Below are 16,969 nucleotides of genomic sequence, written 5' to 3' on the forward strand. Positions count from 1 at the left end.
CTCGTCCTGGGTTACTCCGAGGCGCGAGATGGCCAGGATGTGCTCGCCGAGCACTTCCCCGCGGGCTCTGGCAGCCCCGTGTACGTCATCGTTCCCGAGAGTGATCTCGCCGCTGCTGTCGCGGTCCTCGATGACAGCACCGGAATCGACTCGGTCTCCGTCGCTTCCGAGGACTCCGTCAGCGGGCAGGCGCCTGTCGCCGTCGAGAATGGGGAGCCGGTCTTCACGGCGGTCGGGCCGCCGGGTACTCCCGCACCGAATCCCACGGTGTCTAGCGGCGACGTTTTGGTGATCGCGACGCTGACGGATGCCGCGGACTCGGTCGAGGCCGAGCAAACCGTGCGAGACCTTCGCGTCGCATTCACCGACGAGCTCGGCGACGGTGTCGCGCTGGTCGGCGGTGTTACGGCGACGGATGTCGATTCCAACGACACCTCGATCCGAGATCGCACCGTCATCATCCCGATCGTGCTGGTCGTCATCCTGCTGATCCTGATGCTGCTGCTGCGGGCGATACTCGCGCCGGTTCTGTTGATCTTGACGGTTGTCATCTCGTTCGGCTCGGCCCTCGGCGTCAGCGCGCTCGTGTTCGACTACGTCCTCGGCTTCCCTGGCGCAGATCCGGCGGTCCCGCTCTACGGTTTCGTGTTCCTCGTTGCCCTCGGCGTCGACTACAACATCTTCTTGATGTCCCGCGTGCGAGAGGAATCACTCGTGCACGGGACGCGGCGCGGCATCCTGCGCGGCCTCGTGGCAACGGGCGGCGTCATCACCTCCGCCGGCCTCGTGCTGGCGGCTACCTTTGCGGCGCTCGGAGTCATCCCGATCCTGTTCCTCGCGCAGCTGGCGTTCATCGTCGCGTTCGGTGTGCTGCTCGACACCTTCGTGGTGCGTTCCCTGCTCGTGCCCGCCCTGGCGTACGACATCGGGCGGGCGATCTGGTGGCCGTCGAAGCTCTGGCGGCGCGGACCCGAAGTGGTGGGCGCGGTGCGCGACCCGCGTGCTCCAGACCTCGTCGGAGCCACCCACACCGAGGGTACGGCGCAACCCCTCAGTCGTCGTGCGCTGCGGGAGTCCCGGCATTCCGACGACGGGTGAACGAGCGTAGCCTCGAGGCATGGGTAAGGCACTGTTCATCGTCGATGTCCAGAACGATTTCACCGAAGGCGGGGCGCTCGGTGTCGCGGGCGGGGACGCCGTAGCCGAACGGATCTCGCGATACCTCGTCACGCACGCCGAGGAGTACGACATCATCGTCGCCTCGCGCGACTGGCATCATGCCGACCATGACAACGGCGGGCACTTCCATCCCGAGCCCGACTTCGTCGACACCTGGCCCGTCCACTGTGTCAGCGGCACGGAGGGTGCCGAGTACGATCCCGCGTTCGACACTGCATCCGTCACGCATCATGTGAAGAAAGGGCAGGGCGAACCGGCGTACTCGCTGTTCGAGGGGACGACGGATGACGGCGCCAAGGTGTCGGATCTGCTGACCGCGCACGGCATCCTCGAGGTGGATGTCGCGGGGATCGCCACCGACTACTGCGTGCGGGCCTCGGCCCTGGATGCCATTGCCCACGGCAGGCGCGTGCGGGTCATCACCAACCTTGTAGCCGGGGTCGCTGCCCACTCGAGTGAAGCCGCGCTCGCCGAGGTTGCGTACGCCGGAGCGGAACTGGTCGAGATCCCGACCTGATCACGAGATCCCGACTGCGGCCAGCACGATGCCGCCGGCGCCCCCGACCAGGACGACTGCCCAGGGTGGGAGCTTCCATGCGATCAGCAGCACGAAGCACACCAGCGCCAGGCTGAACGATCCGGGCCCGACGATCCCGGTCGTGAAGAGCGGGTCGTACAGGGCCGCGCCGAGGATGCCGACCACTGCCGCGTTCGCGCCGCGCATGAGTGACTGCATCCAGGTTCGGGTGCGCAGCGCGTTCCAGAACGGCAGCACACCGATCAGTAGCAGGAACCCGGGGAGGAAGATTGCGACCAGTGCGATCGTGGCGCCGAGAACGCCCCCGGGGCCGACGCTCGAGAGGGTTCCGAGGTAGGCCGAGAAGGTGAACAGCGGCCCGGGCATCGCTTGGACTGCGCCGTAGCCGGCGAGGAACTGTTCGGGGCTCACCCAACCCGTCTCGACAACCCCCGCCTGCAGCAGCGGAAGGACGACGTGGCCGCCGCCGAAGACGAGAGCTCCGGCGCGGTAGAACGTGTCGAACAGGGTGAGTGCGCCGCCGCCGGTGAGCGCGGCGAGAATCGGCATCCCGAGCAGGATGACGACGAACGCAACCAGGGTGGTGATTCCCGCTGTGCGCGATACCGGGAAACGCATAAGACCGGTGTCACCGAGCGCTGTCGGTACGGATCGGCACAGGAGGAGACCGGCGAGCGCGCCGAGAACGATCGCGAGGACCTGTCCGATCGATCCTGCGAGAAGGAGTGCGACGACTGCCGCGACGACGGCGATCGAGGCCCGCCGCGCATCGGGCGTCAGATTCTTCGCCATGCCCCACACAGCCTGCGCGACGATAGCGACCGCCACGATCTTGAGGCCCGTCAGCAGACCAGCGCCGATCACACCCTCGAACAGCGCCGCGCCGAACGCGAAGGCGACCATGAGGATCGCGGAGGGCAGCGTGAACGCGATGAAGGCGGCGAGGGCGCCGAGCGTTCCCGCCCGGTGCAGGCCCATCGCGAAGCCGACCTGGCTCGACGCGGGCCCGGGAAGGAACTGGCACAGGGCGACCAGGTCGGCGTAGGCCTTGTCGGTCATCCACCGGCGCCGCGCGACGAGGTCGTCGCGGAAGTAGCCCAGGTGGGCGACGGGGCCGCCGAACGAAGTGACACCCAGGCGCAGGAAGGCCCAGAACACCTCGACTGCCGAGCCGCGCGATGCGGTGTCGGTGTCAGGAGCGCTCGCGGTCACGGCCGGATTCTACGGGGCGGTTCGGTCGCGCTGGTGACCTGCTGAGGCGTCGGTATCGGCATCCGTCCCTGAAGAGCTGTGGGGTGAGAGACGTGCGGCGAGCTCGCGTACGCTCCGCAGCACGTCGTCGCGCAGTCCGCGCGCCCCGTCGGCATCCCAGTTCGCCGGGTCGGGAAACTGCCACTCGACGAGTTCGCCGGCGACGGGACCGGGGAGACTGAGGCCCGGCTTCATCGTGACGACGACGTCAGCGTCCGCAAGATCCTCGGCCGTCACGGCGCGGGGCACGGCGGCGGTGGTGTCGATGCCGAGCTCGGCGAGAGTCGCGGCGATCGCAGGGTTGATGCTCGCCGCGGGCGAGAGTCCCGCGCTGGTGGCCACCACGTTCTCGGGCGCGACGTGGTTCATGAGGTGCGCCCCCAACTGAGAGCGTCCGGCGTTGTGCTGACAGATGAACAGGACAGTGGTCACGCGGACTCCTCAATGGTGGTTTGGGCGTGCTGGCGGTCCCAGGCCTGCGCCGCGACCTGTACGGCATCCCAGGGCGAGCCCAGCGGCGGCGTGTACGCGAGGTCGAGTTCGCTGATCTGCGCGAGCGAGAGCCCGGCATACAGCGCCGTCGCGTAGGTGTCGACGCGCTTCGCGGTCTCGGTGCCCAGCCGCCCCACGAGCTGTGCGCCGAGCAGTCGCCCCGTCGCACGGTCGCCGGTGAGCCGGATGCTGATCGGCTGTGCGCCGGGGTAGTAGCGCTTGTGGTCGTCGGCGACGGATGCGACCGTCGCCGGATCGAAGCCCGCGGCGGCTGCCTCGTGGTCGCGAAGGCCCGTGCGCGCGGCCACGACGTCGAACACCTTCACGACCTGGGTGCCGACGGACCCCGCGAACCGGGCCGAGCCGCCGAGAGCGTTCTCGCCCGCGATTCGCCCTTGCTTGTGGGCAGTCGTGCCGAGCGGAAGGTAGGTCTCGCCGAGCAGTCGGTGATGCGTGATGACCCCGTCGCCAGCGCCGAACACATGCGGAATTCCGGTTCTCATGTGCTCGTCGACAACGACGGCGCGCCCTGCGCCGAGCCGCGCGCCGGCCTGCTCGAGCAGTGCGGTGCTGGGCCTGACTCCCACGACCAGCAGGACGACGTCGGCGTCGTGGCTCACGGCTTCGCCATCGACGGTGGCATGCACCCGCAGTCCGGCACCGACACGCTCGACGCTGCGCACGATCGTCCGGGTGCGGACCGCCACACCGTGGGTGACGAGCTCGTCGTGCACGATCGACGCCAGTTCGGGGTCGAGGGTTGAGAGCACCTCGGCGCCGCGCTGCAGCTGGGTCACCGCGATCCCGCGCGCCGTGAAGCCCTCCGCCATCTCGAGGCCGACGTACCCGGCGCCGATGATGATTGCAGTGCGCGGCTGACGCTCCTGCAGGTCGCGTTCGAGGGCGAACGTGTCGCCCATCGAGTGGATGACGTGCACGCCGTCTGTGGGGCCGAGGCGATCGAGTCCCTCGATGCCCGCGTGGGAGGGAAGTGCTCCGGTACCGACGATCAGCTCGTCGTACGCGATCTCGGACTCGGTGCCCGCCGCGTCACGCACGGTGAGGCGGCGGGAGGCCGCATCGATGCGCGTGGCGAGGGTGTCCAGCCATAGCTGCATCCCGGTCGCTTCCAGGTCGGCATGTGCCCGATGGGCGAGGCTCTGCCACGGCGACACGTCGCCGGAGAAGTAGTACGGGATGCCGCAGATCGAGTAGTTCGGGTAGCTGTCGGCTACGACCACGGTGACGTCGACGTCGGCATCCAACTCTCTCGCGCGCAGCGCTGCCGAGATTCCGGCATCGCTTCCGCCGACCGCGATGATGTGCATGACGTTCCTTCGATCTCAGCCGTGTTCGGCATCCAGTTGCGGGATGACGATCTCTTCGGCGGCGTCGGTGACGTGGGGGAATAAGAGCATTGCCGCGAGCACCGCGATCGCCGCGCCGACGAGCTGCGCCCCGATGAACGGCAGCACCGACGACGCCCCGATTCCCGCAAAGGTATCGCTGAAGAGGCGCCCGATAGTGACGGCGGGGTTGGCAAAGGATGTCGAACTGGTAAACCAGTACGCGGCGCCGATATAGGCGCCTACGGCCGGTGCTGCTGCAGCGCCTCGGCCGGTGCGGGCTAGCGCCACGATCAGCAGGATCAGCCCGAAGGTCGCAACCACCTCGGCCAGCAGTGTCGCCGGGGTCGCACGATCGGTCGTCGACAGGCTCGTCGGAACGTCGAACATGAGGTTGGCCAGCACCGCGCCGCCGATGGCACCGGCGATCTGCGCGACAGCGTAGATCCCCAGCGACGGGCTTGACAGTCCGACTCGGCGGCGACGCCCGAGGAGCCAGTCCACGAGCGAGACGGCGGGGTTGAAATGCGCGCCTGAGACAGGGCCGAGCATCAGGATGAGCACGGCCAGGCCCAGTGCCGTCGCGATGCTGTTCGCGAGCAGCTGGATGCCGACATCCTCTGACAGGCGGGTCGCCATGATGCCCGAGCCGACGACGATCGCCACGAGCAGGCCGGTGCCGAGAAACTCCGCGAAGGCGCGGCGCAGCAGGGGAGAGGGGTGCACGGTGCGGCTCCAGTCAGCCGACGAGCTCGGCCACGAGCGTCTCGACGCGTCGGCGGATCTCGTCGCGGACCTCGCGGACGCCGTCGAGATCGAGCCCTGCGGGATCTGTGAGCTCCCAGTCGAGGTACCGCTTGCCGGGATAGACCGGGCACGCGTCGCCGCAGCCCATCGTGATGACGGCATCCGCAGCGCGCACGACGTCGTCGGTCAGGGGCTTGGGGAACTCCTCGTCGACGCTGATGCCGATCTCTTCGAGCACCGCGACGACGCTCGGCAGGATCGACACGCCCGGCTGCGAGCCGGCGGAGCGGACGTGCACACGGTTTCCGGCGATCTGGCGAGTCAGGGCGGCGGCCATCTGCGAGCGTCCCGAGTTCTGCACGCACACGTACAGCACCTCGGGAGCGGGCTTGGCGATGAGTCCCTTCGACTGCGCCAGAGCGGTCAGGCGGTCTCGCGCGAACTTCTCGGCCAGGCTCGCCAGGTGCGTGTCGACCTTCGCGGTGCGTGAGAGCGCCGTGTAGGACTCGAACACGACGCGTTCGACGGTCTCTTCGTTCACGATTCCCGCGAACTGGTGGGCCAGTCGCTCGGTTGCGCGGTGGAGCGTGGACTCGACCGAGAGCAGGGGATCCTGCCCGCGTCCAGCACTCATGCCGGTTCACCTGCTGGGACGAGCTCGGCGATGAGGGCCTCGACGCGTCCGCGGATGTCGTCGCGGATGACACGCACGCTCTCGATGCCCTGGCCCGCCGGGTCATCGAGCTGCCAGTCCTCGTAGCGCTTGCCGGGGTAGATGGGGCACGCGTCGCCGCAGCCCATCGTGATGACGACGTCCGAGTCCTGCACCGCCTGGACGGTGAGGACCTTCGGGGTGTTGCCGGCGATGTCGATGCCCTCTTCGGCCATGGCCGCCACGGCGACGGGGTTGATCTGGTCCTTCGGCTCGGAGCCTGCCGAACGCACCTCGATCTGGCCTCCCGAGAGCGCCTCGAGGTATCCGGCGGCCATCTGAGACCGGCCGGCGTTGTGCACGCAGACGAACAGGACGGTGGGCTTCGCGGTCATGGGATCGCCTTTCTCGAGGAGTTGAGAAAAGCATAGATGAATATCTATTGATTCGCCAGGCGGTGGCGCATCAGTTCGGGGGAGTGTCAGCGAACAGCTCCGTGAGCAGCCCACGGACGCGCTGGTCGATGTCATCACGGATGCCGCGCACGGCAGTGAGCGGCTTGCCCACTGGATCTTCCAGATCCCAGTCGAGGTAGCGTCTGCCGGGGTAGATCGGGCACGCGTCGCCGCAGCCCATCGTGATGACGACATCCGCGGCACGGACCGCATCGTCGGTCAGTGGCTTGGGGAACTCGTCGCCGATCGAGACGCCGATCTCATCCAGCGCGGTCACGATCGTGGAGCGGACGTCGGCCGTCGGGGCTGAGCCGGCTGTGCGTACGGTGACGGTGTCACCGGCAAGGTGGCGCAGTATGCCGGCCGCGAGCTGTGATCTGCCGGCGTTCTGCACGCACACGAACAGCACGTTCGGGGTGGTTTCCGACGTGTTCGCGGATGCCGCGGCCACGGCTTCGAGCCTGCTGGCGGCGAACGAGAACGTGCGGGATGCCAGAAGCGGGGCATCCGTCGCCGACAGACGCGCATGGCTGTCGGCGACGACCTCGCGAATCTGATCGGTGCTGACGCGCTCGCCGAATCGGGACCGCAGGTCCGTCGTGATCCGATCCAGATCGACGGATGTCGCCTCGCGCGGGCGCCCCAGGATCGCATCGACACGGTCGGCGGCATCCGGAGCCACCGAGTACCAGACCTGCCGCCCCTCGGGCTCGCGGGTCACGATCCCGTCGGTGAGCAGGGTCTTCATGTGGTGGCTGACGGTGGGCTGGCGAAGTCCGAGTTCGGTCGCGAGTCGCCCGACGAGCACGCGGCCGTCGGGGGAGGAGCGCATGAGGCTCAGGATGCGGGCGCGCGTCGGGTCGCCCAGCGACGTGAGCGCGGCATCCGTTCCAGAATCCATCGATCGCAGTCTATTCGATTGAAGTGGATTTGCCGCGTTTACCGCGCGTTCAGATAGAACAGCTTCTATGTGAGTCAGATAGAAGCTCTTCTATCTGACTCACGATCGTGAGTTCCATCTGGCCCACTGAGGCCTTGAAGGGAAAGTGCACTGTGAAGAACAACACAGCTAAGTTTGCTATCGCGGCCGCAGTCCTCAGCGCTGCGCTCGCGCTGAGCGCCTGCGGCGGACAGTCAACCGACGCCGGCGATGAGGGCTCGGCACTCACGGGAACGATCGCGTCCGATGGATCGTCGACGGTCGGGCCACTCACTGAGGCCGCTGCGACCGAGTTCGCGTCGGTCGAGCCGGGCGTCCAGGTGACGGTGGCAACCTCCGGCACCGGTGGGGGCTTCAAGACGTTCTGCGCAGGCGAGACCGACATCTCGAACGCATCCCGCCCGATCAAGGATGAGGAAGCGACCACCTGCGCGGATGCCGGGATCGAGTTCACCGAAATCGTCATTGCCAACGATGGCCTCTCGGTCGTCGTCAACCCTGAGAACGACTGGGCTCAGTGCCTCACGGTCGAGCAGTTGAACACGATCTGGGCCCCGGAGTCAGAAGGTGTCATCACTAACTGGAACCAGGTCGACCCGTCGTTCCCGGATGTCGAGCTGACGCTGTACGGCGCTGGCACCGATTCCGGAACCTTCGACTACTTCACCGACGTCATCAACGGCGAGGAAGGTGCGAGTCGTACGGACTACAGCCCCTCCGAAGATGACAACGTCACGATTCAGGGTGTATCGGGCGAGCTCGGCGCCATGGGGTACTTCGGGCTCAGCTACCTCGAGGAGAATGCCGACCTGATCAAGGGGGTGGAGGTCGACGGCGGCGAAGGCTGCGTCTTCCCGTCGGTCGAGACGGTCCAGGATGGCACCTACACGCCTCTTGGCCGACCGCTGTTCATCTACGTGAACAACGCGTCCTACGTCGAGAACGAAGCGGTCAAGGCTTTCGTTGACTACTACGTCGAGAACGCCGTTTCCGTGGCCGAGTCGGCGCTGTTCGTCCCGCTGACCGACGACCAGATCGTCACCGCGCAGGAAGAACTCGCGAGCCTCGTCGGCTGACATTCCCTCGCGACTGGGCCGGAGGTACTGACCTCCGGCCCAGTCCCAGGCAGGAGCGACATGAGTACATGGTCACCGCCGCGGCCGCCGGCCGTCATTAGTCAGGATTCACTGCGGGCGCGCCCTCGGCCTCTCGACACGGCGATTCGTCTGCTGTTCAGGGTGGCGGCGATCTTCACCATCATCATCACCGTGGGGATCGTTATTGCCCTCTTGATCCCGTCGTTGGCGTTCTTCGCCGAAGTCCCGGTGTGGGAGTTTCTCTTCGGGACGCGCTGGGCCCCGCGATTCGCTGACGCATCCTTCGGTGTGGTTCCCCTGGTCACAGCCACGGCGTGGACCACAGCGATAGCCCTGGTGGTCGCTGTGCCGCTGGGACTTGGCGCGGCGGTTTTCCTTTCCGAGTACGCTCACCGGCGCGCTCGGAAGATCCTGAAGCCCGTACTCGAGCTCTTGGCAGGCATTCCCACGGTCGTCTACGGCTACTTCGCCGTTCAGTTCATTCAGGCCACGGTTCTGCGCGAATGGCTCGGCCTGGACACCGGCTCGTTCAGCGTGCTCGCTGCGGGATTCGTCATGGGCATCATGATTGTCCCGACGATCGCGTCGATTAGCGAAGACGCGATGTCTGCGGTTCCCAACTCCCTGCGACAGGGCTCCGCAGCGCTCGGCGCCAACCGAATGCAGACCACCGTCCGCGTCGTCTTCCCCGCAGCGCTCTCCGGTGTTATCGCCGCAATCGTCCTCGGGGTCTCACGTGCGGTCGGGGAGACGATGATCGTTGCCCTTGCGGCTGGTCAACAGGCGCGGATTGTGACGGGCCCCCTCGAGGCGGGCCAAACGATGACGGGGTTCATTGCTTCGGCCGCGCTGGGTGACTCACCGGTCGGCTCCCTGGAGTACGACACCCTCTTCGCCGTCGGTCTGCTCCTGTTCGTGATCACGCTCGTGATCAACTTCGCGAGTATCGCGATCGTCCGCCGCTTCCGGGAGGCATACTGATGGTCACTTCTACCCCAACGCGCCACGGGATGGGGGCGCTGGTCCACCGGTCCGTGCGGGGAAGAGCGAAAGGTGGCGAGACGAGCCCGCGCTCTATCGCGTTCCTGATCGTGCTCTGGTTCTGCCTCCTGTTCGCACTTCTGTTCCTGGTGGTGCTTCTCATCAACATCTGGGTCGACGGCGTCGGCCGCCTTGACCTTGCGCTCTTCACGGAGTACCCGTCCTCGAACCCGGATGACGCCGGGGCCCGCCCCGCCATCCTTGGCTCGCTCTGGGTGATCGGCACCACCGCCGTCATGACCCTCCCGATCGGGGTCGCCGCAGCGATCCATCTCGAAGAGTTCTCAGACAGACACAACCTCATCAATCGCGCGGTGGAGCTGAACGTTCAGAACCTGGCCGCAATACCGTCTGTGATCTACGGAATGCTCACACTCGCGGCTCTCGGACTATTCGGCGTGGTCAACAAGAACCAGGTATGGGTCGGCGCGCTCGCGCTCAGCATGCTCATCCTCCCCGTCATCATCATCGCCACCCGCGAGGCTCTGCGTGCTGTGCCCGCGGAGATCAGGCAGGGGTCGCTCGCGTTGGGCGCAACGCCGTTGCAGACCGTCTTTCGCAACACGCTCCCTGCCGCGCTGCCCGGAATAGCGACTGGCGCCATTCTCGGCCTGTCCCGAGCCCTCGGCGAGGCCGCTCCGCTCCTTCTGCTCGGCGGTCTCGTCTTCCTCCGCTTCGACCCCAACGGTCTGATGAGTGGTTACACGACGATGCCGATTCAGATCTTCAACTGGACCGGCCGCCCCCAGCAGGGGTTCCACGAGCTTGCAGCAGCCACGAGCATCGTGCTGCTCGTGGTCCTCCTGCTGATGAATGCCCTTGCCATCTACATCCGCAATCGCTACCAGCAGCGCTGGTAATCGAAAGGCTCGCCCATGAACGACAACCGTCACACGCACCCCACCGTCAGCATCCACGCGCGAGCTACAGCCGTCTCGGACCGCATGGATGACACCGCCCCTGTCGTCCTCGACTGCGAGGACGTCAGTATCTACTACGGCGAGTTTCGCGCGGTCACCGAGGTCAGCCTCGGGTTCCGGCGGAATGAGATCACTGCACTCATCGGGCCCTCGGGCTGCGGGAAGTCCACGGTGCTGCGGTCGCTGAATCGAATGAACGATCTCGTTGACGGTGCCCGGGTCGAGGGTCGGATCATCTTTCATGCCGAGGACATCTACGCCAAGGATGTCGACGCGATCGCCGTGCGGCGGCGGATCGGGATGGTCTTCCAAAAGCCCAATCCCTTCCCCAAGAGCATCTACGACAACATCGCCTACGGCCCGCGCGTCATCGGCATGAAAGTGGAGTCGATGGACGACCTCGTCGAGGAGGCTCTGACCCGCGCTGCTTTGTGGGATGAGGTGAAAGACAAACTCAAGCAGTCAGCGCTCGGCCTGTCCGGTGGGCAGCAGCAACGACTGTGCATCGCCCGGACCATCGCAGTGCAACCTGAGGTCATCCTGATGGACGAGCCCTGCTCTGCTCTCGACCCCATTGCGACGATGAAGATCGAGGATCTCATGCAACAGCTGCGTCGTGACTACACGATCGTGATCGTGACGCACAACATGCAGCAGGCGGCCCGTGTCGCAGATCGCACAGCGTTTTTCACGGCGCTGCCGGATGAAACAACCGGCGACCGCACCGGCGTCCTTGTCGAATACGACTACACGTCGAAGCTCTTCGAGCGTCCTGCCGACAAGCGGACGGAGGACTACATCAGTGGAAGGTTCGGATGAGCACACCGCAGATTCTTGGCGCGAACCGGGTGGTCCTCCTCGGCTGCGGCGGCGAGGTCCGAGCTAGTAAGGCCGAGTTCCGGCGAGTCGGGATCACCGTTTTTGAGCACACCGAGTTGATAGATGCACTCATCGAGGTGGCGCACGATCCCGACTCAATCTTCGTGGTGTGCGGCGGCTATCGCGGAGTGAGCCTGCCCGACCTGCTCGAGATCGCAATGGCGACGGCGCGCGGTGCAGTAATCCTCGGAACAACGCCTGGGGACGAGCGTACGTTCCTACGCACCGCGGTGGGCGCGGGTGTAAGCGCGAGCGTTGAGCTGCCGCTCATGCCCGAGTCGTTGCTCGCCGCCATAAATCGACTGCCTCAACGGGTTCAAGACTCGGATGGCATCGTGACCGTCGGTGACCTCACGATTGATGCGGATGCGCACCGGGTCTTCCTTGGCGATGAGGAGGTCGTACTTACGTTGCGCGAATTCTCAATCCTCCACGCAGTCGCGCGCGCGTACCCACGAATCGCAAGCCTGGACGAACTGGCGACGGTCTACCGGGGCTCCGCAGTAGATGAGCCCGCGGCGATCCGGGTGAGCATACGTCGTATCAGAGCGCAGCTATCGCGATGCCGATCATCAAGCGCGACCGCTATTGAGACGATTCGCGGAGTCGGATATCGAATAGCGGGCTAAGCGGTCAGGCCGAGTTCGCCCATCAACGCCTCGACATGTTCCCTGACCTCATCACGTACTCGGCTGACTCCCTCGCGGTCGAGCTCGAGGGGATCGTCGAGTTGCCAATCCAGGTAACGTCGGCCGGGATAGACGGGGCACGCGTCGCCGCACCCCATCGTGACAACGTAGTCGGCGGCCTGCACCACCTCATCGGTGAGCGGCTTGGGGAAGTCATCCGCGAAGGGAATTCCGGCTTCGTCGAGGGCCTCCAGTATCTGCGGGTGGACCTCAGCGGTCGGGGCGGACCCCGCCGTACGGACATGGACGGCATCGCCCGCCAGATACCTGAGGTAGGCGGCAGCCAGCTGCGAACGTCCGGCGTTTTGCACGCAGATGAACAGCACTTCGGGCGTGGCGCGGAGCACTCGTCCCTCGGCTTTGGCGAGAGCATCGAGCCGTTCTGCGGCGTACCGGGCTGTGAGTGTGGCGAGGTGGGTGCGAACGCGCGCACTACGTCCGAGAAGTGCGTAGCTCTCGGCGACGTATCGTGACACGGTCTCAGGGCTGAAGGTCGACGAGAATCGGTACGCGAGGTCGCGCGCGACCGAGGTCACTGCCTCGGGCAGGGCGGTGACCGAAAGCTCGCGATGAGATCGCGCTGTAGCGGGAATCGCCGTGAGGAGTCGACCGAATCGCACCCAAGCCTGCGCCGAGAGTGTCCAGCCAACGTCGGGGATGTTCTGAACGATCGATGCGTGGTTCAGCTTCTCGATCGCGGTCACGACTTGCTGGGACGAGATATGCAACGTCGACGCGAGATCCGATTCCGGCACGCCGGAGGCGATGGCGCTGAGGACACGCAGCGTCGAAGCGTCGCCCAAGACGGCGGCTTGCATTGCGCGCTCCGCCGCCTCTTTCCGGTCGAGCGGCTTGCCCAGTTTGAACGGCTCATTGGACCTCATCGAAGAAGGTCCTCGATTGCGCCAGCACGGTCAGCCGCGACCGATAGCCAGACGAACTTGCCTTCGCGCTCACGCAGCAAGACGCCATCCTCCACGAGAATCCGAACGTGGTGGGTGAGGGTCGGCTGGGTCAGACCCAGGGCTTCTGCCAGTTGACCTACGGTTGCCCGCCTGTCGGCCGACCCGAGGATGACGCTGAGGAGCTGGAGGCGAGTTGGGTCTGCCACCACCCGGAGGGTGCGCGTCAACGTCTCAGCAGCTGTCCGTTCGAGGGGCGGCTGAGATCGCTCAAAGGGTGAGGGCGATGCTCGCATCGACGGCATTCTATGTGAGTGGCTTGTGAAGTGCGCGGCCGAATTCGTGGGACGATGTGCCCATGCTGACCGTTGAAGCGCTCTATCGCTACCCGGTCAAGGGGTTCACGCCCGAGGCGTGCGAGCAGATTGTGGTGCAAGACGACGGGCGCGTTGAGGGCGATCGGGTGCTCGCATTCCGGTTCGCGGATGCCGTCGAGCCCGAGGATGAGGACGGGCTGCCGTACTGGCCGAAGAAGCGCGGGCTCGCGCTCATGGACATGCCCTCGCTCGCCCGGCTACGACTGAGCTACGACAGCGACGGCGGTCACCTCACGATCCGGGACACCGACGAGCTGCTTGTGGATGCGGGAACCGACGAGGCGGGACGCCAGCAGATCGAGGATGCCGTCACCGCGTGGCTGCGTGAAACTCCCGATGCTCGGCACCTGGAGCGGCCGGGGCGGCTGCCCCTTCGACTCATCGGCGACGGTGTCGCGTCACAGTTTCAGGATCGTCCGCGCGGGTATGTGTCGGTTCATGCGGCGGCATCCGTCGCAGCCCTCGGCCGCACCACCGATGCCGTCGTCGATGATCGCCGGTTCCGCTCGAACGTCGTGGTCGCGGGCATCCCGCCGTGGGGCGACCTCGAGTGGCAGGGCAGGGTGCGGATTGGCGACATCGTGTTCGCCGTGCAGCGGCCCATCGTGCGATGCGCCGCGATCATGGCGAACCCCGACACCGGGCTGCAGGATGCCCCGTTGCTGCGAATCCTCACGCGAGAGTTCGAGCAATCTGCGCCAACGCTGGGCGTGCTGTTGCTTCCGGAAAGTGGCGGCGGAACCCTTCGTGTCGGCGATCCTGTCGAGGTGGAGTAGTCCGCGTCAGGCCGTATGAAGGAGCGTTGCGCCAGCTGCTCGCAACTCTGCGGACATCGCGCTGTCGTCGGCGCCGTCGATGACAATGCCGCTAACGGCGTCCAGCGGGAGAACTCGGTAGCGCGAAGCGGCGCCGATCTTCTCCTCGCTCCCGAGGACGTAGGTGTCCGCGGCGCGCGCCGCGAGCGCGCGCTTCATGGCAGCTTCGTCTGCGTCGCCCGTGGTCAGGCCTGCCTCGGGGTGGATGCCGGTCACCCCGAGGAAGAAGAGGTCCGCGCTGATGTTCTGTGCGGCCTCGACCGCTGCGGCACCGCTCGCGACGGCGGAGTGTCGGAAGATCTGACCGCCGATGAGGAACACGTCCACCTCATAGGGGACGAGGGCTGCGGCGATCGTGGGGCTGTGGGTGATCACGGTGCCCCGGAAGGTCTGCGGGAGGGAGTGGACCATCGCGAGGGTCGTGGTACCGCCGTCGAGAATGATGGTCGCATCCGGCGCGACCAGGCTTAGTGCCGCGGTTGCCACGCGGTGCTTGCTCTCAGGTGCGACCGATGTTCGCGTCGCATAGTCGGCGACCGCCGGTGAGGCGGGAAGAGCCCCGCCGTAGACCCGCACCGCCAGGCCAGCAGCATCCAGTTCGCGCAGATCGCGACGGATGCTGTCTTCCGACAGCCCGAGTTCGGTGGCAAGTTCCTTCGCCACAATCCGTCCGTCTCGGCGCAGGCGTTCGAGCAGGAGGTCTCTTCGCGCGGCAGCAAGCATGTCCAGTTTCGTCCCGTTCTTTCACGTTTGTGCTGTATCTTACCCGATATGACGAAACCCTTACTGATTCTGATTGCTGGACCCTACGCATCCGGAACAAACGGGAACCCTGATCTCATGGCGAAGAACCCTGCGCGGTTGGAGGAAGCTGCCTGGCCCATCTTCGAGGCCGGGCACATTCCGATGATCGGCGAGTGGGTAGCTCTGCCCGTGCTCTCGAGCGCCGGCGCGACCGGTCCCACCGATCCGCTTGCCGCCGAGGTCATGTACCCGACGGCGGAACGCCTGTTGCAGCACTGCGACGCCGTCCTGCGCCTGCCCGGTGAGTCGCGGGGTGCCGATCAGGATGTCGAGATTGCCCGCCGCCGCGGCATCCCGGTATATCACTCGCTCGACGAGGTTCCCGGAGCCGGCGGCGCAGTTGCTTAGCGAACCCTCGTGGCGTGGGTTCGAGTAACGCTGACATGGTGGGCCCGGAGGGGCTCGAACCCTCGACCCGCGGATTAAAAGTCCGATGCTCTACCGACTGAGCTACAGGCCCCAGACCTCCCAGCCTACTTCGCGCGAGGCATCCGCTTCGCACCCGCGTCGCGCTTTGCTCGAATCCCACAGTGCGTTTCCCACTCGTCCAGCGCTACGATCTGCGCGTGCAGACGACAATAACCCTGACCGCAGCAGCTGAGCATGCTGTGCGGACGTTGATGGCTGACCGGGGGCTCTCCTTCGAAGAGGCGATCAACGCAGCGATCCTTGAATCCGAGAACCTCGCGCCGTTCGAGACTCCCGTGCATCGACTCGGGGAGTCTCGCGTGTCGCTTGACCGCGCGCTTGCGATCGCCGATGAGTTAGCTGACGAGTCGATCGCTAGCTAGCCCCATACGGCCGCACAGACACGACGAGGCCGCCGCATCCGAAGATGACGGCGGCCTCGCGTCCCTCCACCCTGGGGGATCGCCGACGGGCGCTCACATCGGAGGCATGAGCACCGTGTCGACGAGGTACACGACAGCGTTGGCGGTCTGAACGCCACCGCAGATGACCATGGCGTCGTTGACCATGAGGTTGTCGCCCGAACCGGTCACCTCAACGTCAGCACCCTGCACCGTGGTGTGGGTGCCGGGAAGGTCCTCGGGCAGGATCTGACTGGGAACGACGTGGTAGGTCAGGATCGACGTCAGCAGATCCGAGTCGGTCGACAGGGTGTCGATCGTGGCCTGGTCGATCTTCGCGAACGCATCATCGACCGGAGCGAAGACAGTGAACTCGCCACCGTTGAGGGTGTCGACGAGATTCACATCGGGGTTCAGTCCGCCGCTCACCGCTGCGGTGAGCGTCGTCAGCAGCGGGTTGTTGGATGCCGCGGTGGCGACCGGGTCCATCGCCATGCCATCGACGGAGCCGGCGCCCGAAGGCACAGCCTCGGCGTACTCCGCGCAGCCGGCACCGACCAGGTAAGCGGTGGCATCCATTTCCTCCATGTCATCCATGGGGGTGGTCTGCTCGGTCATCGGCGTCTCGGCCATCTCGTCATCCATGTCCCCCGTGCTGGCGGTGGAGCAGGCGGAGAGAGCGAGTGCGGCGACGAACGCCAGCGAGGCGCCAGCTGCGACGCGCGACTTCTTGGTGATCAACATTGTTCCTCCGGTGTTGTCGGAGCCTCGTTAGGGCTCGTGGTCGTCCGCTCGTGGCGGCCTACACAGGGGTCTTCGGAAGCGCGTCGACATCGGATGGGAAATTCTTGCGGCATGCTGGACCCATGGTGATCGACGGCATGGACGTGCCAGACGACGGGGCGGGCGCCGTCGATCACGTCGCGGAGCTTCTCGAACGCATCGCGCGCGGTGATCACGAGGCTTTCGCGAGCCTCTACGACATGCTGTCGTCTCGGGTCTTCGGACTCATCCTGCGCGTCGTGGTCGACCGGTC

At 66.0% G+C, this 16,969-nt stretch carries 21 protein-coding genes, 1 tRNA gene and 1 pseudogene; 11 read left to right on the top strand and 12 right to left on the bottom strand.

Going from position 1 to position 16,969, the window contains the following annotated elements:
* Both Q1V87_RS16130 and Q1V87_RS16135 read left to right on the top strand, forming a co-directional pair.
* Positions 1 to 1,098, top strand: a 1,098-nt coding sequence (locus Q1V87_RS16130; protein ID WP_300595152.1) for an MMPL family transporter, incomplete at its 5' end; no start/stop codon positions are given.
* Positions 1,099 to 1,117: 19 nt separating this feature from the next.
* Positions 1,118 to 1,696 carry an isochorismatase family protein gene (locus Q1V87_RS16135; RefSeq protein WP_300595154.1) on the top strand — a complete coding sequence of 193 codons (579 nt, stop codon included), beginning with the start codon at positions 1,118 to 1,120 and terminating at the stop codon, positions 1,694 to 1,696.
* Here the strand turns inward: Q1V87_RS16135 and chrA are convergent, their stop codons facing one another.
* The 7 genes from chrA to Q1V87_RS16170 form a co-directional block, all read right to left on the bottom strand.
* Positions 1,697 to 2,929 carry a chromate efflux transporter gene (gene chrA, locus Q1V87_RS16140; protein ID WP_300595156.1) on the bottom strand — a complete coding sequence of 411 codons (1,233 nt, stop codon included), beginning with the start codon at positions 2,927 to 2,929 and terminating at the stop codon, positions 1,697 to 1,699.
* Between the two features lie 9 nt (positions 2,930 to 2,938).
* Positions 2,939 to 3,400 carry a low molecular weight phosphatase family protein gene (locus tag Q1V87_RS16145; RefSeq protein ID WP_300595158.1) on the bottom strand — a complete coding sequence of 154 codons (462 nt, stop codon included), beginning with the start codon at positions 3,398 to 3,400 and terminating at the stop codon, positions 2,939 to 2,941.
* The gene (locus Q1V87_RS16150) at positions 3,397 to 4,788 is read right to left on the bottom strand and encodes an FAD-dependent oxidoreductase (RefSeq protein ID WP_300595160.1); all 1,392 of its coding nucleotides are present in this window, start codon (positions 4,786 to 4,788) and stop codon (positions 3,397 to 3,399) included. The genes Q1V87_RS16145 and Q1V87_RS16150 overlap by 4 nt, the downstream gene beginning before the upstream one ends.
* A gap of 15 nt (positions 4,789 to 4,803) precedes the next feature.
* Complete coding sequence (locus tag Q1V87_RS16155) at positions 4,804 to 5,532, bottom strand: MIP/aquaporin family protein (protein WP_300595162.1); 729 nt, start codon at positions 5,530 to 5,532, stop codon at positions 4,804 to 4,806.
* A gap of 13 nt (positions 5,533 to 5,545) precedes the next feature.
* Positions 5,546 to 6,187, bottom strand: a complete 642-nt coding sequence (locus Q1V87_RS16160; protein ID WP_300595164.1) for an arsenate reductase ArsC — start codon at positions 6,185 to 6,187, stop codon at positions 5,546 to 5,548.
* Complete coding sequence (locus Q1V87_RS16165; protein ID WP_300595166.1) at positions 6,184 to 6,600, bottom strand: arsenate reductase ArsC; 417 nt, start codon at positions 6,598 to 6,600, stop codon at positions 6,184 to 6,186. Before Q1V87_RS16165 ends, Q1V87_RS16160 begins: the two co-directional genes overlap by 4 nt.
* Positions 6,601 to 6,670: 70 nt before the next feature.
* Positions 6,671 to 7,561 (bottom strand): metalloregulator ArsR/SmtB family transcription factor, encoded by an 891-nt coding sequence (locus Q1V87_RS16170; protein ID WP_300595168.1) that lies wholly within the window; start codon positions 7,559 to 7,561, stop codon positions 6,671 to 6,673.
* 152 nt (positions 7,562 to 7,713) lie between these two features.
* Between Q1V87_RS16170 and Q1V87_RS16175 the strand changes: the two genes are divergently transcribed.
* From Q1V87_RS16175 to Q1V87_RS16195, 5 genes are all read left to right on the top strand, one after another.
* The gene (locus tag Q1V87_RS16175; RefSeq protein WP_300595170.1) at positions 7,714 to 8,676 is read left to right on the top strand and encodes a PstS family phosphate ABC transporter substrate-binding protein; all 963 of its coding nucleotides are present in this window, start codon (positions 7,714 to 7,716) and stop codon (positions 8,674 to 8,676) included.
* A gap of 60 nt (positions 8,677 to 8,736) precedes the next feature.
* Complete coding sequence (gene pstC, locus Q1V87_RS16180) at positions 8,737 to 9,678, top strand: phosphate ABC transporter permease subunit PstC (RefSeq protein WP_300595172.1); 942 nt, start codon at positions 8,737 to 8,739, stop codon at positions 9,676 to 9,678.
* Positions 9,678 to 10,598 (top strand): phosphate ABC transporter permease PstA, encoded by a 921-nt coding sequence (gene pstA / locus Q1V87_RS16185; RefSeq protein WP_300595174.1) that lies wholly within the window; start codon positions 9,678 to 9,680, stop codon positions 10,596 to 10,598. The genes pstC and pstA overlap by 1 nt, the downstream gene beginning before the upstream one ends.
* A gap of 84 nt (positions 10,599 to 10,682) precedes the next feature.
* The gene (gene pstB / locus Q1V87_RS16190) at positions 10,683 to 11,477 is read left to right on the top strand and encodes a phosphate ABC transporter ATP-binding protein PstB (RefSeq protein ID WP_300595193.1); all 795 of its coding nucleotides are present in this window, start codon (positions 10,683 to 10,685) and stop codon (positions 11,475 to 11,477) included.
* Entirely contained in the window at positions 11,474 to 12,166 is a 693-nt protein-coding gene (locus Q1V87_RS16195) for a winged helix-turn-helix domain-containing protein (protein WP_300595177.1), read from the top strand. The genes pstB and Q1V87_RS16195 overlap by 4 nt, the downstream gene beginning before the upstream one ends.
* Here Q1V87_RS16195 and Q1V87_RS16200 read toward each other — a convergent pair.
* Entirely contained in the window at positions 12,163 to 13,110 is a 948-nt protein-coding gene (locus tag Q1V87_RS16200) for an arsenate reductase ArsC (protein ID WP_300595179.1), read from the bottom strand. The genes Q1V87_RS16195 and Q1V87_RS16200 overlap by 4 nt on opposite strands.
* Positions 13,107 to 13,433: a metalloregulator ArsR/SmtB family transcription factor gene (locus tag Q1V87_RS16205; RefSeq protein ID WP_366945455.1), complete on the bottom strand. Its 327-nt coding sequence runs from the start codon at positions 13,431 to 13,433 to the stop codon at positions 13,107 to 13,109. Before Q1V87_RS16205 ends, Q1V87_RS16200 begins: the two co-directional genes overlap by 4 nt.
* 53 nt (positions 13,434 to 13,486) lie before the next feature.
* Here Q1V87_RS16205 and Q1V87_RS16210 point away from each other — a divergent pair, with 53 nt between their 5' ends.
* Positions 13,487 to 14,281, top strand: a complete 795-nt coding sequence (locus tag Q1V87_RS16210) for an MOSC domain-containing protein (RefSeq protein ID WP_300595183.1) — start codon at positions 13,487 to 13,489, stop codon at positions 14,279 to 14,281.
* A 6-nt stretch (positions 14,282 to 14,287) separates the two neighbouring features.
* Here the strand turns inward: Q1V87_RS16210 and Q1V87_RS16215 are convergent, their stop codons facing one another.
* On the bottom strand, positions 14,288 to 15,043 hold the full coding sequence (locus tag Q1V87_RS16215) for a DeoR/GlpR family DNA-binding transcription regulator (RefSeq protein WP_300595185.1): 756 nt from the start codon (positions 15,041 to 15,043) through the stop codon (positions 14,288 to 14,290).
* A gap of 48 nt (positions 15,044 to 15,091) precedes the next feature.
* Between Q1V87_RS16215 and Q1V87_RS16220 the strand changes: the two genes are divergently transcribed.
* Positions 15,092 to 15,472: a DUF4406 domain-containing protein gene (locus Q1V87_RS16220; protein WP_300595187.1), complete on the top strand. Its 381-nt coding sequence runs from the start codon at positions 15,092 to 15,094 to the stop codon at positions 15,470 to 15,472.
* A 36-nt stretch (positions 15,473 to 15,508) separates the two neighbouring features.
* Here Q1V87_RS16220 and Q1V87_RS16225 read toward each other — a convergent pair.
* Positions 15,509 to 15,584, bottom strand: a tRNA-Lys gene (locus Q1V87_RS16225).
* Positions 15,585 to 15,654: 70 nt separating this feature from the next.
* Between Q1V87_RS16225 and Q1V87_RS16230 the strand changes: the two genes are divergently transcribed.
* The gene (locus Q1V87_RS16230; RefSeq protein ID WP_300595189.1) at positions 15,655 to 15,915 is read left to right on the top strand and encodes a hypothetical protein; all 261 of its coding nucleotides are present in this window, start codon (positions 15,655 to 15,657) and stop codon (positions 15,913 to 15,915) included.
* 93 nt (positions 15,916 to 16,008) lie between these two features.
* Here Q1V87_RS16230 and Q1V87_RS16235 read toward each other — a convergent pair whose 3' ends face one another.
* On the bottom strand, positions 16,009 to 16,677 hold the full coding sequence (locus Q1V87_RS16235; RefSeq protein ID WP_300595191.1) for a fasciclin domain-containing protein: 669 nt from the start codon (positions 16,675 to 16,677) through the stop codon (positions 16,009 to 16,011).
* A gap of 122 nt (positions 16,678 to 16,799) precedes the next feature.
* On the opposite strand from Q1V87_RS16235, the pseudogene Q1V87_RS16240 reads away from it, so the two are divergent.
* Positions 16,800 to 16,969, top strand: a pseudogene (locus Q1V87_RS16240) (RNA polymerase subunit sigma); the annotation flags it as partial.

The sequence above is a fragment of the Microbacterium sp. genome, from assembly GCF_030149085.1.
In the GTDB taxonomy this organism is placed as follows: Bacteria; Actinomycetota; Actinomycetes; order Actinomycetales; family Microbacteriaceae; genus Microbacterium.